This window comes from Streptococcus sp. 1643 (assembly GCF_006228325.1).
Lineage (GTDB): Bacteria > Bacillota > Bacilli > Lactobacillales > Streptococcaceae > Streptococcus.
On sequence record NZ_CP040231.1, the window covers coordinates 1,384,994 to 1,400,814 of the forward strand.

Sequence of the window (15,821 nt, forward strand, 5' to 3'; positions counted from 1 at the left end):
GGGGGGGTAAAGAAACTAGTCTACCTTATATTCTGACTTTATAGCCTCCAAGAAATCTTTCACATCCTCCACATACCCATGCTTTTCAATTAAACTAGCTAAGAGTTCTAGATTGTGCCCCCGATAGTTGTCATCTCGACGTAGTTCTTCATACATTTCGATAAAAGGAAGACCCTTGGACTTGGCCAATTCTAACTCTGCTTCATAGTCATAAGCAACTTTTCGGAATAGAATATTTACCAATTCCCCATCTTCCACTTCTATCACGGCATATTGGGCACGGTGATTTTTTAACTTTTCCCAATTAAAATAAGGCATACCAATGGTACCTGGATTGATGATTTGTTGCCCTTGACTGCCATAACGAAGCAACTGCTTGTGAACATGACCATAGACTGCCACATCAACTTCATCATCTAGGAGTTGGTCAAATTTCTCTGTATCATTCTCAACTAGCAAGTCACCACCATAGTTCTTATTTGGCAAATTATGAGAAAGAGAAAAACGCAGTCCGTCAACTTCTCTCTTTTCTAGCATAGGTAAGCTTCGTAGCCAGTCAATCGTTGCAGGATCCATTCGCTCCATCAAATACTGCGTCATACGCAAGAGCTGGACTTCCTGTGGGTCTTCCAAGCCATATTGCCCATCTAAAGCCTCAAGGACACAATCATCCCAATTGCCTCGAACACTTGCCGTGATAGGAAGTTCCTTTAACAGAGCGACCAAGTCATTTGCACCTGGACCAGGGAGGAAAATGTCTCCCATGAGCCAATATTCACTGGCTCCTTGAGTTTTAGCATCTGCAATCACTGCTTCTAGCGCCGTCGCATTGCCATGAATATCTGATAAAATTGCGATTTTATGGTTCATGATGATTTCCTTCCGTTTGGTAATCTACTCTCTCTTCCGCCACTTGAGCCAACTCCACTTCTTCCTGATGATTCAACTTTCTCTGAATAGCTTCTGCGACTGCTCTTGGCACCCCAACTTCGACAATTTCATCCACACTGGCTTCCTTGATTTTAGTGAGAGATTTAAAATGCTTCATGAGATTCTGTTTGCGTTTAGGGCCCAGACCGTCAATCCCATCCAATTGAGATGAAAAAGAATTTTTGGAGCGCAGTTGGCGGTGGAAAGTGATAGCAAAGCGGTGTACCTCATCTTGGATGCGTTGGAGGAGGAAAAATTCCTGAGAATTGCGAGACAACTCCACCACTTCCAGCGGATCTCCAAAGAGCAATTCATGGGTTTGGTGCTTATCATTCTTTTGCAGACCTGCAATTGGGATATCCAAACCTAGCTCTTCTTGGATGACTTGCTTGGCGATATTGACTTGACCTTGTCCCCCATCAATCACAATCAAATCTGGCGGAGTTAAACCTTCTCGCTGTACTCGACCATAACGTCTGCGAATAACCTCACGCATACTGGCATAATCGTCTGGTCCAACAACCGTTTTTATCTTGTACTTTCGGTAGTCTTTTTTACTCGGTTTGCCATTGACAAAGACCACCATGGCCGAAACAGGACTGGTCCCCATGATGTTGGAGTTGTCAAAAGACTCAATGCGAACCGGAGTTGGTATTTGAAGCAAGCGTCCTAGATTTTCAATAGCTCCTTGTGTCTTTTCGACAGATTTTTCTAGCAGATTGAACTTCTGCTCCAGACTGACACGGGCATTTTTGATGGCTAGATTGACCAGTTGCTTTTTCTCTCCACGTTGGGGTTTGACAATCTTGGTATCCACCAAGGCCTTGACTGCTTCTTCGTCAATATCCTGCGGAATCAATACTTCATTGGGAACCAGGTGAGATTTTTCTTGATAGAATTGTCCCACATAGGTCAAGAAGTCCTCGTCCGGATCATTGTAGTAGGGGAAGAGATTGACATCCCTCTCAATGAGCTTGCCTTGACGGACAAAGAAAACCTGAACACACATCCAGCCCTTATCCACATAGTAACCAAAGACGTCCCGATTTTGCAAATCTTTTGCCATGACCCTTTGCTTGGTCCGAAGCGTTCCAATGGCCTGAATCAGGTCACGATATTCCGCTGCACGTTCAAACTCCATACTTTGTGCTGCGGATGCCATCTTTCCCTTGAGGTCATCGATGATTTTGTCATCCTGTCCTTTTAAGAAGTCAGAAACCTCCTGAGCCATGGACTGGAAATAGGCCTCATCTTTTTTACAGATGGTATGGGCCACACACTGGCCGATATGGTAATAAAAACAAACCTTAGACGGCGGATTGGTGCATTTCCGAAAAGGAAAAATCCGATCCAGTAGTCGCTTGATTTCATTTGCTGCCCCTACATCTGGATAAGGGCCAAAATAAAGACCTCCGTCCTTTTTGACCTGACGGGTGATAATCAAGCGAGGATAACGTTCATTGGTGATTTTGATGAAGGGATAGGACTTATCATCCTTGAGCATGATATTGTACTTGGGCTTATTTTCCTTGATAAGATTGATTTCTAGGAGAAGTGCCTCAATATTGGACTCAGTGACGATAAATTCAAAATCCACAATTTCAGATACCAGAGCCTCAGTCTTGGTATCGTGACTTCCACGGAAATAGGAGCGCACACGGTTGCGCAGATTTTTAGCCTTTCCAACATAGATAATGGTACCGTTTTTATCTTTGTGAATGTAACAACCAGGGCTGGTCGGCAAGAGCTCTAGTTTTGATTTGATCAAGTTATTCATAGTTCCATTATAGCAAAAAGGCCGTGACAGGACGAACAAAAAGCCCCACCGATCACTTGATGGAGGAGCTTGGATTTCATTTTAGATTACACCGACTTCAGCTAGTCGCTACTGGTATAGAGTTCTTGAACAGCTCTCACATCCTGAGGCTGAATCCCATAATAGGAACCTGCTGGCTGCATGACAGAAGTTTCGTTGGTGTCGCTATAGATTTATAGGATACCCTAATATTCTTTGTATAAGTAAAATTTCTATACTACTTCCTAAATTTCCCCTTTTATTCATTTGACTCAAATAAAACACAGAAAAAAGAAGTACAGAACTACACTCCAAAAGCTATACAACAACTAACTTTTTGGGGTAGCCGTAATTATCGGCCTAACATCCTTTTTATCAGACAAATAATTCTATACTTGAGAGGAGAAGGATAATAACGGAAAGTTCCTGCCTTCCTTACAATATAGCCATTAAAGTTTTGCTTAAAGCGAAGAACACCATCACTTCCATCAAATATTCCTTGAATCCCTAAGAAATTATAAACAGGAATTCCACGCTTTATACTCTCTAACATAACATGCTCTTGAAGCAATGCTGGTGCATAGAACTTATTAAATTCTGTATAAGAACCACTAAAAAGATAGGTACTCTCTTGAGGCATATAGATAAAAAGACTACCAGCCAATACAACCTTTTGTTCCCCATACTTGGCTATCAATTTATGTGCTTCTGCTTTACGAACCTCAAAAGTTTCAAATTGATGTAGCAATTCTTTATGCTCTTTTTTCTTCTGAGCTGAATAAGGAGATTTTCTTAGTGCCTCATCAAAATCTGCTATTTTTTTGGATAGATTTTCTTGATTCTTCTCCAGTTGAGAAAGATAATCTTGAAAATTTAAAGTCGCAACCATAAATTCAGCCCGGTCTCCAAATGCATCATAAAAATGTTCGTAATATTCTAAACTTTTATCACTGTATTCTCTTCTTTTTGATGTCGTAGCAGTAATATCTTTAAAAATAGATAATTCATCACGTTTTAATCGTCTCAATTGAATGCCAAAGCTTCTAGCTTTCTTAACCAAGGGTTTTCCCTTTTTACTAAAAGATCGAATTAAATTCTCCTCTGTGATTCCTTCTAAGTCCTTGACATATAACCAATCAGGTTCCCCACCTGGGTAACCAATCTGTAAACCATCATGACAATATCCTAGATTCGTCAGACACTGAATAATTTCTGGTTGCTCCTCTGTCACTGGATTCCCATTAGTATCAAAACTTTGAAAAGTATCGTAAGGTTTGACAATCAACTCCAGAGCCCCATGTTGTTTGGCATACACTTGGAGATCTTTGTAAAATTCCTTTAGATAAGCTGAATCGCTATAAATTGGACCAGAATTGATTTCCATGTGCAGTCCACCTGTCATTGGCAAACTATAAACCAATGCGGCAACCTGAATGGTCTCTGTATGCTTTAGAGCAAGGTAGGTCACCGTTGCTCCTCGCTTCTCTAACAATTCTCCCATCTGGATTGATTGTAAAAACGAGCGGGAGGTAATTGATTCTGAATAAATGCGAAAGTCTTCTTTAGTAAGTACAGTTAGTGTCATACATTTACTTTCTATGATATTTTTTTCGAAGATTAAATAGGAGATTTATTAACGGATACATAGGATGAATCGGCAGAGTTAACTCTCCTAAATATTCCTCAATAGTTGGATTAAAATTAGCTTTAAAACGATAAAGTCCACCATCTCTTGTATGTTCAATACCTCCTAGATTTTGCCAGAGAGAACCTCTTTCAAATGCACGTTGTAGTGTTCGATACCATGTTAAAATTGGGGCATTATAACGTCTAAATTCTACATCCATTCCTGCATATAAATTTACAGATGTCTGCCCAAATTCCAAAGTCAAAGTGGCTGATAAGGGAGCAACTTGAACACCTGAAGAAATATGCTTCTCCAAAAATAGAATTTCTTCATTCAACCTTTCGCTTTCTTGTAGCCTACTTTGATATTTCGAAGACTTAACAGTATCTGATAAGGATTCTAGAATTTTTTGATTCTGATCTCTTTGTTCTTTTAAAATATGCAATCGATTTGACAAATCAAGTGTAGATAATGTTATATAAGCATGGCCTGGAAAAGACAATAGCAAATTTCGATAGTAGGCTTCATTCCGCAAATGAATACTTTTTCTTGCCTCCGTCTTCTTCATTAGAAAAGAAAATAATTCTAATAATTCAATTCCACCAAACTGAGTATTTATTCCTTTGTTTTGTGCAGTTCGAATAGCTTGTCTCGCCGATTTTGGTAGGTACTTCTCATCAAAATTTTCTTTATACACTTTTGCCTGTATACGAGGCTGAATAGTATCAACCATTCCACTTGTCTGACCAGACCAAATAAAACCTAGTTTTTGCAAATAATTTAGCGTTTCTAGAGTTTTCTCTGAGCAATCATAAACTTGATTGTCATTATAAGTTTTACTCAAACAAAGTGCTGGATCGATTTTAATAAAAAGTGCTCGTTTTTTCTTTGCAATCGTTTTAAGTGAAGAAAATACAAAATCCATCAAAGATTGGTCCGTATAATCCATAATTGGACCTCTGGCAATATAGCACATTGTAAAACCAAAGGGTAAAGATCTATAAAGTAAACTAGCTACCGCCACTATTTTATTATCACTATAAAATCCAACTCTTTCATTTTCCCATTCACTTTTTACACTTGCCCAAGCACTACTTTGCAATAGATTCACTAACGAACTACGTCTAACAAAGCCATCATGTTCTTCAGCGGAAATACCAACTCGATAATAATACATGTACTTTCCATTTTCTACTAATATGAATCCTATTTTACTATTTTTTTTTAAAAAAATAAAGAAAAATAATCTTCAAAAATCTCCCAGTATAGAGACTAAATAACAGTCACTCGTTCTATAAATAGTTCGAAGAAACAAGGTAGAATATGTCATTTAGAAAATCTTTTTCAACAAAACGAGTAGTATAAAATTCGTTGAATTAGCTTTTGAACAAGCAAATTAAGCTATTCATCTATCAATTACCTACATACAATTCTATTACTTTGTTTACATCCTGAGGCTGAATCCCATAGTAAGAACCTGCTGGCTGCATGACAGAAGTCTCGTTGGTATGATCCAATCCAATGGCATGTCCCAGCTCGTGCTCCGCCGTGTGCACGATTCGTTCATAAGAATAACCATAGTTTGGATTGGATAGATAATAGTGATTCAGGCGAACCGTTACAGATATAAATTGATTGGTTAACAAATTGGTTTGACTCTCGGCTTGACCTGCTACAGCGGTCGATCCATCATTCATCTCACTTGCCACAATATCTGCCTGGCTAGGATCCGCAACCACCTCAAAGGTAAAGGCTCCCGTTTGATTCCAGTTTTTTATAGCTTCTGCATAGGCACCTTGGAAGGTCTCATCCATTTGAGGTTCAATATAGATGCGAGCTGAGGCCTGAGCCCACTTGCCTTCTGCATGTTGGTGACTGTCTGTCTGAGACAAGACTTCCAGCGTTCCCGTCTCCTTCCATTGATTCCAGCCACCTTGACTAATCTTACTCATTTTTTCAACCTGATTGACCGCAGAATGAAAATCACCTGTCAGATACCAAACCACTCCAAAGGCAATGAGCAGTAGAATGACCACAGTCCAAACCAGACGCCAGAAGAAACGCCAAATTCCCAAAAGAAATCGGAAGAATAATCGAATAATCCAGAACATGACGCCCCACCTTTCATAAAAATAAGAACCTATCTTGAAATCACATTCTCCTTATCAAGATAGATTCTCTATTTTACTGAAGAAAGCTGAAAGAAACCTAAAACTAAGATAAACGTTCTTCCAAGACAAAGTCAATTGGTAAGGCAGCCAAAAAACGCTCCAATTGTTTTTCCCAGTAGTACCACTCGTGCTTACCTGGACTGTGACTATAGGTCACCTCAAAACCAAGCTTTTTGAGATTTTTCACTGCGAGATTATTGGCAGAGTAGAGATAGTCTTGCTCTCCACACCAAGCCCATAGTTTAGTCTTTTTATCGGATTTTGTAGCCATGCTTTCAAGCGAATGAGGACTAGCTGTCCAGTCTTTAATCTCTCCAAAAACTCCTCGCCAGTAGGCAAGTGACCCCAGATCCTGACTTTCAGGAGAAAATTCCTGAAAACTGAGCGCACCAGAAAAACTAGCCGCATGAGAAAAACGATTCGTCGATAGAGCGAGTTTGAAGGAACCGTAACCACCCATGGAGAGACCTGCTATGAAGGTCTTTTCTCGCTTGCTGGTCATATTGGGGAAGAAACGTTTCATTACCTGAGGTAACTCTTCTGCTAGAGCAGTATAGTAGTTATAGCCGTACTGAGTATCTGTGTACCAGCCATTGCTAGTATTGGGCATGATGACAATAAGATTGGTTCCACGCAACAAGCGCTCGACATTGGTACGTTTGAGCCAGCTATTTTGATTTCCTGACATTCCATGCAAAAGATAAAGAACAGGAATATCTGTGCAATCTGGTTCAGTCACCCGACTAGCATCTGGATAGAGTACCGTAACGCCCCACTCCATACCCAAAATTTCTGAGTAATACTCAATATTCATAACTGCCATGGTTGTCTCCTTTTACTATTCTATAAGAAAAAGCCGAATTTCGACTTTTTCTGTAGGTATTCTGCTTATTATTTTGCTTCCATCACGACTGGCAAGATTGCTGGACGACGCTTGGTTTGATCAAAGAGGTACTTGGTCAAGCCATCACGAACCTTCCCTTTGAGATCAGCCCAGTCGAAATCTTCACCTTGGAGATAGTCTTCCACGATTTGGTTGATCAATTCTGAACTTTCACGGAGAATATCTCGACTCTTCTTGAGGTAGACAAATCCACGCGTGTGAACTCGCGCCTTGGCGATGATTTTTTTCTCACGTCTATTTACGGTAATGGCAACGATGAAAATCCCGTCCTCTGACAAGACTTTACGGTCACGAAGGACAACATTTCCAACATCTCCGATGGCATTTCCATCAATCAAGACATCACCTGCAGAAACTCCGCCAGCAGGAACAAAGTCCCCGTGTTCGTAGGACATGGTTGTTCCCTTTTTAGGGATAAAGATACGTTCTGGCAACATCCCCACTGCCATAGCAGCCTTGGCATGCGCATCCAACTCACGGTACTCCCCTTGGATAGGGAAAAGATACTTAGGTTGCAAGAGATTGATCATCAACTGCAAATCACGCGCATTCCCATGTCCGGATACTCGCAAGCTTTGGGTAATGAGTTTCACCACACCACCAGCTTGGTAGATCATGTTTTCAACACGCGCCATGACGGCTTCTTTGGCGATAGATGGAGTCGTTACGATATAAACCAAGTCCCCATCTTTGATTTCCACATAGCGGTGGCGTCCAATAGACATCTTACGAAGTCCATTAATAGGCTCACCCATACGCCCGGTCTCAAGGATAATCAACTCATGGTCTTCAAAACGAGACATTTCTTTTGGTTTAATCAAGAGACTTTCGTTGGCTAGAGATAATTTTTTGAGACGAATCGCAGTGCGGACGATATTTTCAATATCAAATCCAGTTAAAACAACTCGGCGACCTGTATCTGCAGCAGCATCAAAAACCTGCTGGATACGAGAAAGGTTGCTGGCAACTGCGGCAACGATGATACGACCTTCCCAGTCTGCAATGGTCTGGGTAATTTCATCCCCAACTTCACTCTCGCTCGCCACCTGGATATTGCTGTCTGCATTGGCTGAATCACTGAGGAGTGCCAAGACACCATCACGACCAATTTCTGCCAAACGAGCAAAATCCGTCGCATAGGATTCGCTAGCTGTCTGGTCAAACTTGAAGTCCCCTGTATAAACGATGCTACCTTCAGCTGTTTTCAGGACTATTCCCAAACTTTCTGGGATAGAGTGAGTTGTACGGAAGAAGGAAACCACAGTCCCTCCAAAATCAATCTCCGTATCTTCATCAATCACATGGAAGTCATTGAATTTCTTAACCGTATCATTTCCTTTGACAAAGAGTTTGGCCAACTCAATGGTCAACTCAGAACCAAACACAGGCACCTTAGCCTCTGCCAAAAGATAAGGCAGGGCACCAATGGCATCCGCATGTCCGTGGGTTAAAAAGACCCCTGCGATACGATCGCTATTTTCAAAAAGGTATTCCATATTTGGAATGACGACATCAACACCTAGTTGTTCATTTTCAGGGTATTTAAGCCCAGCATCCAAAACAAAAATAGAACCATCGATTTCAGCGATGTACATATTTTTCCCATTTTCTCGTACACCACCTAGTGTTGTTAAACTAATATTACTCATTTTCCCTCCGAAACTCAATTTATCTTGATTATAGGGCGAATTCACCCTCTTATTCTAAAAGTTCTCAAACTTTCAGCCGAATCTTTTCCTACCATTATACCATTTTTTTGATTATTTTCAAAATGAAGATCGGATTTTAACCTAAGATCGTTCACTACTAAAAATCAAACCCTTTTACCTTGTTCTCTCTTTTCAAGACTGACTGTAGAAAATCAAACGATTGAACTTTCAGACATGCCAAATTCCTATACAACTTGATTTCAGGTAGATTTCTAGAATTCTAAAATGTTTATTGTAGTTCATAATAAAAGGATTTCTTACCTTTTACTTCTCTTTTCTAAAAAAATTTTATACGGATTCATCACTTGTCCACATCCAAAAGTACGAAATTCCTGTCCGCCATAAAGCCTAGAAACTATTCGGCAAATACCCACTAGAAGCGAGATCACAAAAAGAAAGTTTCACAGAAAAAAAGACTTAGAAATTCTAAATCTTTTTATCATCTTTAGTTTGGATAGATATAAGTGACGTTACCTAAAAATTCATGTGGATTAAAGAAGCCACGATAATTCGCAATCTGCTTTTGACGTCTGTAGTTTGCTTCCAATACCTGGATAGAGTTTTCACTTTGAACATCTGTTACATAAGCAACGTGTCCATATTCACCACCATCCCAAACGGCGATTGCTCCTACTACTGGAACACTTCCTGTCTTATAGCCTTGAGCGCTCGCGTAGATTGCCCACGTGTTGGCATTTCCCCACCAGTTGCTAGCCCAAGGTGCCAATTCTTTCACGCCCCATGTACACTGACCAACAGGATAAGAGTTTCCATAGTTTGTCGGAGTCTTTTCGACAACATCTTCTGTATCAGATACCACGTTCGCAGTGCTAGCTGGAGCACTGTAGGTTGAGCTAGCCTGAGCGGAACCACTCACTTGGAGAACATCTCCTGGGTGGATGGTATCAAAGATGGTTTTCCCATTCAAAGCCGCCAAGTCATAAGGATCCATACCATTGGCAGTAGCAATGGCAAAAAATGAATCTCCGTCTTGGACAACGTAAGAGTTGGCATGAACCGTTTGAGCACCAACTGTCGCTAAAATAGCGGTAGAAGTCAAACCAAGAGTCAGTTTCGTAACTGTTTTTTTCATAACTATGTTCTCCCTATTTTTTGTTGATAAGGAAATCATACCTGATTTACATGTCAGTTCGTTTAGAGTTATATTTAAGTCATGTTACAAATAGTTATACTTTTACTACATCTGTTCAAGAAAAGACAAAGAAAAAGCCGAGATAGGTTATCTCAGCCTCTTTCCATCTATTTTTCCATCAAAAAGTCATATATTTCTTGCACGGTCCCCAGGGCCATGATTTCTTGATTTTTGACAGTTTGTTTGAGATTTTGGTAAATATGACTTTCAGCAATCTCCCTTTTCGGCGCTTCTTTATTGACAGTCATGACACCATCTTTGATCGTCACAAAGCCCAGTTCCTCAAATACCTGAATCATCTTGACCAGCAAAATTTGTTGGATATTGAGATAAGTTGCCAGATCCTTCAGCTTGTAACGAATATCAAACTCTGGGAACTGGTAAATGGTCTTGTACAATTTAGCAAACTGTTCTCTGGTCCCATAACCTGTTAGATAATAGGCCTTGTCAATGTCGTTTTTGAAATAGACAGCTGAGAAATCCTGTTTCTGAAAAATGGTCTTCAGCAAGGTAATATCTTCAGGAATGGTTTTCACAACCACAGCATCACTATTCGCCAAATCCGGCAACTCTCCAGAGAAATCCAAAACTGGAACCCCTTCTGGCAAGACTGCATTCTTCCCACGAATGTTAAAGAGTTGAACACCTTCCACACGCGCATCCACCATCATCAACTGGAGGGCAGTTTGGCCATTCCATTGATTGACAGACAGGGTGACTGCTAATTCTAGGTTTTTGGTTTGAGAAAACTCTGTCGCCCATCTACCTTGTCCAAAGGCCACCACTTCAAAAGTCGCCTCACCCTTGGAAATTTTTAGTTTGAGGTGGGCATTGCCTGCTCCCATGGTTCTGGCACTTTCGACATGAAAATCCTTGATATAAAAGACAGGTTTCTGATTGTCCATTCCAAAAGGTGCCAAGCGTTCAAAACTTTTGACCGTTTCCAAGCTAAGCGTCTCCAAGTCTAGCTCTTCATCTAGATTTAACTTGTTCTTACCAGTAGCATCTGCGCCTTTTTCACGGACATAGTCTTCCAAGACTTGAGATACATCTGAAAGTTTCTCAACTTCCAGCGTCATTCCAGCTGCACCAGCATGGCCGCCAAAGGCGATAAAGAGGTCTCGATGGGGATCCAGAGCTTCAAAAATATCGACTGCTTCCACACTACGAGCGCTACCCTTGGCACGACCATCTTCTATATTAAGAACGATAACTGTCTGCCCTAGCTCTTCCAACAAACGACCAGCAACGATACCCAGAACGCCAGGATTCCAGCCTTCCTTGGCCAAAACCTGGACCTTCTTCTCAGGATCCACCATGGTCTTAGCTTCTTCATAGATTGATTGGACGATTTCCTTGCGCTCTTCGTTTTTCTGATGAATCATGAGGGCAATCTCGTGAGCTTCCTCGTCGTCAAATCCAGTCAGCAAATCAATAGCTGGATTAGGATCGTCCAAGCGCCCCAAGGCATTTAAACGAGGGGCAATCTGAAAGCCAACCGTTTCTTCTGTCACTTCATTCGCAGCAATCCCAGCCATGTCCAGCATTTCTTGTAGACCAATACGCTGAGTATGCCCCAGCATTTCCAGACCATATTGAACCATGATACGGTTTTCATCTGTCAAGCTCACCATATCGGCAATGGTTCCGATAGAGACCAAATCAAGCAATTCTACTTGCACTTCTTCTAAAAGAGCGCAAGCTAGCTTGAAAGCCACTCCACAACCAGCCAACTGTTTGAAGGGATAGTCCGCATCCGGATGCTCAGGGTGAACAATTGCATAGGCTTCAGGAAGGGTTTCCGGCATGGAATGGTGGTCGGTCACAATGACATCTACTCCCATAGACTGAGCTAGTTCAATAGTCTCGTGACCTGCAACCCCATTGTCCACTGTCACAATCAAGGAAATCCCCTCTTGCTCGATAAAGTATTTATAGACACTGGCATTAGGGCCATAGCCATCGGTAAAGCGATTGGGCAGGTAAACACGACACTCGGCGCCAAGCTGTTCCAAACTTTCCTTCACAATCGACGCTGAAGTCATACCATCCGCATCGTAGTCTCCGTAGATGAGAATGTTTTCCCCTTCTTCAATGGCCTGACGAATCCGTTCCACTGCCTTGTCCATATCATGGAGCAGATAGGGGTCATGCAAGTCCTCTAAAGAAGGTTCTAAAAACTTCTTTAGACTTTCTTCATCCTGAATTCCTCTTTCAAATAATAATCGAGCCACCTCAGGACCCAGCCCAGCCTTCTTGGCTATCTTTGTAAAATCCGCATCTTCAACCTGCGGGGCAAACTGCCATTCATAAGTAGGAGTTATCAAAAAGACATCCACTCTTTCTAAGAATTCTATCGTTTCATTATAACATGATTTAGGCATTTTCTCTATCCAGATTGCTTTTTTATAATATTTTAGTGAATTTTTTTCAGATATGATTTGACAAGAACATTCTTTTGTTGTAGAATCATGTTATAAAATCTAACACAAAGGAGATCTCTCATGGCTTTAGTAGAATTTAAAAACGTCGAAAAATATTACGGAGACTACCACGCACTCCGCGACATCAATCTCCGTTTTGAAAAAGGACAAGTTGTTGTCCTGCTTGGACCTTCCGGTTCTGGGAAGTCCACTCTTATCCGTACGATCAATGGTTTGGAGGCTGTTGACAAAGGAAGTCTCCGAGTCAATGGACACCAAGTAGCAGGTGCTAGCCAGAAAGATTTAGTTCCTCTTCGTAAGGAAGTTGGCATGGTTTTCCAGCATTTTAACCTTTATCCACACAAAACAGTGTTAGAAAATGTAACACTCGCGCCCATAAAAGTTCTAGGAATTGATAAAAAAGAAGCTGAAAAAACAGCCCAAAAATATCTGGAATTTGTAAACATGTGGGACAAGAAAGATTCCTACCCAGCTATGCTGTCTGGTGGACAAAAACAGCGGATCGCCATCGCACGTGGTCTTGCCATGCATCCGGAACTCCTCCTCTTTGATGAGCCAACATCTGCTCTTGATCCTGAGACTATCGGAGATGTTCTAGCAGTTATGCAGAAACTGGCGCATGATGGGATGAACATGATCATCGTTACCCACGAAATGGGCTTTGCCCGTGAAGTTGCGGACCGCATCATCTTTATGGCTGACGGAGAAGTTTTAGTAGATACGACAGATGTCGATGACTTTTTCGACAATCCAAGCGAACCTCGTGCCAAACAATTCCTCAGCAAAATTATCAACCACGAAAGTGACAAAGTCAAATAAGGAGGCGCCTATGAAAAAGAAACTCTTTTTATCCGCATTATTGATTAGCCTTTTCAGCCTTGCTGCTGCCAAACCAGTCCAAGCTGATACCACCGTCGCAGACATTCAAAAAAGAGGCGAACTAGTTGTCGGTGTCAAACAAGACGTTCCCAATTTTGGCTACAAGGACCCCAAGACAGGGACTTATTCTGGTATCGAAACTGACTTAGCCAAGATGATTGCAGACGAACTCAAGGTCAAGGTTCGCTACGTTCCTGTTACCGCTCAAACCCGCGGTCCACTACTAGACAACGAACAGGTCGACATGGATATCGCAACCTTCACCATCACAGACGATCGTAAAAAATTATACAACTTCACCAGTCCCTACTATACGGATGCTTCCGGCTTTTTGGTCAATAAATCTGCCAACATCAAAAGCATTGAAGATCTAAACGGTAAAACCATTGGGGTTGCCCAAGGTTCCATCACCCAACGCCTGATTACTGAACTGGGTAAAAAGAAAGGTCTAACCTTTAAATTTGTCGAACTTGGTTCCTACCCAGAATTGATTACTTCCCTTCACGCTCACCGTATTGATGCCTTTTCCGTGGACCGCTCTATCCTGTCAGGCTACATTAGTAAACGGACAGAACTACTAGATGATAGTTTCAAGCCATCTGACTACGGTATCGTCACCAAGAAATCAAATACCGAGCTAAACAACTATCTTGATAGCTTGGTCACTAAATGGACCAAGGACGGTAGTTTGCAGAAACTTTATGACCGTTACAAGCTCAAACCATCTAGCCATACTGCAGATTAAGGAGGGACACCCCATGACAGATTTATCATCTTGGACAGCCTATTTTCAGGATTTTGGACAATTTTTCAATGGTTTCCTCTTCACCCTTGCCCTAGCGGTTGGTTCCTTTATCCTCGCTATGGTTTTGGGCATCTTCTTTGGGGCCATGTCAACTAGCAAACGCCCATTCTTGCGTTTTTTGGCTCGTATCTTTGTCGAATTTTACCAAAATACTCCCCTCTTGGTGCAGTTTGTCATCGTCTTCTATGGTTTGCCTCTTATCAGTGAACACACCATCATGATTCCGATTTATTGGACAGCTGTACTTTGTGTGGGACTCTATCATGGCGCTTATATTGCTGAGGTTATTCGTTCAGGGATTCAGTCTATTCCTAGCGGTCAGATGGAAGCCGCCTTGTCGCAAGGTTTTACCTATATCAGTGCCATGCGCTTGATTATCTTGCCTCAAGCCTTCCGTATCATTCTCCCTCCATTGACCAACCAAATTGTTAACCTTATCAAGAACACCTCTACCGTAGCTATCATCTCTGGAGTAGACTTGATGTTTGTGACCAAGTCTTGGTCGGCTCTCAACGGAAACTATATCCCAGCCTTTTTAGGCGCTGCTCTTCTCTACTTTGCCCTATGCTTCCCTGTTGCCCAGTTTGGTCGCAAGATGGAGCAAGCCAACAAAAAAGCCTATTCACTTTAGGAGGTTACTATGGAATCTATTTTAGAAGTTTTGACACCAGATAACCTAATCTTTATCTTTAAAGGATTTGGCTTGACCCTCTACATTTCTCTAATTGCTATCGTCCTCTCGACCCTTATCGGAACAGTACTAGCCGTCATGAGAAATGGGAAAAATCCTGTTTTACGGATCATCTCCAGCATTTATATAGAGTTTGTACGTAACGTTCCCAACCTCCTCTGGATTTTCACCATCTTTTTGGTGTTTAAGATGAAGTCCACACCAGCTGGTATTACAGCCTTTACCCTCTTTACCTCAGCAGCCCTGGCTGAGATTATCCGAGGTGGTCTCAATGCCGTGGACAAGGGACAGTACGAAGCAGGAATGTCACAAGGATTCACCTCTACGCAAATCCTCTACTACATCATTCTCCCACAAGCGATCCGCAAAATGCTGCCAGCCATCATTTCTCAGTTTGTAACTGTAATCAAGGATACCAGTCTTCTCTACTCTGTTATCGCCCTACAAGAACTCTTTGGCGCCAGCCAAATTCTCATGGGACGCTATTTCGAACCAGAGCAGGTCTTCAGTCTTTATATCCTGATTGCCTTGATTTATTTTATCTTTAACTTTGCCATTTCCAGCCTTTCTCATAAGCTAGCAAAACATTGGCAACAAGCCGCAGAATAAAAACGAAATGTGAACTCAAAACAAGGGTTCACATTTTTTGCTATAAATGAAAAAGAGTAACTCAATGCTATGCAAACGTTTTACTTTTTGGTAAAATGACTTTA

13 protein-coding genes and 1 pseudogene are annotated in these 15,821 nt (G+C 41.5%); 4 read left to right on the forward strand and 10 right to left on the reverse strand.

The features are described from left to right. Nucleotides 1–15: 15 nt before the first annotated feature. The 10 genes and pseudogenes from FD735_RS07345 to recJ form a co-directional block, all read right to left on the reverse strand. On the reverse strand, nt 16–870 hold the full coding sequence (locus FD735_RS07345; protein WP_139658851.1) for a metallophosphoesterase: 855 nt from the start codon (nt 868–870) through the stop codon (nt 16–18). Then, the gene (gene uvrC / locus FD735_RS07350; protein WP_139658852.1) at nt 860–2,707 is read right to left on the reverse strand and encodes an excinuclease ABC subunit UvrC; all 1,848 of its coding nucleotides are present in this window, start codon (nt 2,705–2,707) and stop codon (nt 860–862) included. The genes FD735_RS07345 and uvrC overlap by 11 nt, the downstream gene beginning before the upstream one ends. Nucleotides 2,708–2,808: 101 nt before the next feature. Further along, nucleotides 2,809–2,935: pseudogene (locus tag FD735_RS09950) on the reverse strand (peptidase); the annotation flags it as partial. Between the two features lie 142 nt (nt 2,936–3,077). After that, nucleotides 3,078–4,310 (reverse strand): aminoacyltransferase, encoded by a 1,233-nt coding sequence (locus FD735_RS07360; RefSeq protein WP_139658853.1) that lies wholly within the window; start codon nt 4,308–4,310, stop codon nt 3,078–3,080. A 4-nt stretch (nt 4,311–4,314) separates the two neighbouring features. Further along, nucleotides 4,315–5,529 carry an aminoacyltransferase gene (locus FD735_RS07365; protein WP_139658854.1) on the reverse strand — a complete coding sequence of 405 codons (1,215 nt, stop codon included), beginning with the start codon at nt 5,527–5,529 and terminating at the stop codon, nt 4,315–4,317. Between the two features lie 235 nt (nt 5,530–5,764). Further along, nucleotides 5,765–6,463, reverse strand: a complete 699-nt coding sequence (locus FD735_RS07370; protein WP_139658855.1) for a M57 family metalloprotease — start codon at nt 6,461–6,463, stop codon at nt 5,765–5,767. A 103-nt stretch (nt 6,464–6,566) separates the two neighbouring features. Then, entirely contained in the window at nt 6,567–7,346 is a 780-nt protein-coding gene (locus FD735_RS07375; RefSeq protein WP_049477615.1) for an alpha/beta hydrolase family protein, read from the reverse strand. Nucleotides 7,347–7,414: 68 nt separating this feature from the next. Then, on the reverse strand, nt 7,415–9,076 hold the full coding sequence (locus FD735_RS07380) for a ribonuclease J (protein WP_139658856.1): 1,662 nt from the start codon (nt 9,074–9,076) through the stop codon (nt 7,415–7,417). A gap of 505 nt (nt 9,077–9,581) precedes the next feature. After that, nucleotides 9,582–10,229 (reverse strand): CHAP domain-containing protein, encoded by a 648-nt coding sequence (locus tag FD735_RS07385; RefSeq protein WP_139658857.1) that lies wholly within the window; start codon nt 10,227–10,229, stop codon nt 9,582–9,584. A gap of 167 nt (nt 10,230–10,396) precedes the next feature. Beyond that, complete coding sequence (recJ, locus tag FD735_RS07390; RefSeq protein WP_176553075.1) at nt 10,397–12,616, reverse strand: single-stranded-DNA-specific exonuclease RecJ; 2,220 nt, start codon at nt 12,614–12,616, stop codon at nt 10,397–10,399. Between the two features lie 177 nt (nt 12,617–12,793). Between recJ and FD735_RS07395 the strand changes: the two genes are divergently transcribed. From FD735_RS07395 to FD735_RS07410, 4 genes are read left to right on the forward strand one after another with little or no spacing between them, the layout of a single operon-like run. Next, nucleotides 12,794–13,552 (forward strand): amino acid ABC transporter ATP-binding protein, encoded by a 759-nt coding sequence (locus FD735_RS07395; RefSeq protein WP_139658858.1) that lies wholly within the window; start codon nt 12,794–12,796, stop codon nt 13,550–13,552. A gap of 10 nt (nt 13,553–13,562) precedes the next feature. Then, on the forward strand, nt 13,563–14,357 hold the full coding sequence (locus FD735_RS07400; RefSeq protein ID WP_139658859.1) for a transporter substrate-binding domain-containing protein: 795 nt from the start codon (nt 13,563–13,565) through the stop codon (nt 14,355–14,357). 13 nt (nt 14,358–14,370) lie between these two features. Then, nucleotides 14,371–15,048, forward strand: coding sequence for an amino acid ABC transporter permease (locus tag FD735_RS07405; RefSeq protein WP_139658860.1), 678 nt, complete (start codon nt 14,371–14,373; stop codon nt 15,046–15,048). A gap of 9 nt (nt 15,049–15,057) precedes the next feature. Continuing rightward, nucleotides 15,058–15,717, forward strand: coding sequence for an amino acid ABC transporter permease (locus tag FD735_RS07410; RefSeq protein WP_139658861.1), 660 nt, complete (start codon nt 15,058–15,060; stop codon nt 15,715–15,717). The last annotated feature ends 104 nt before the right edge of the window (nt 15,718–15,821 follow it).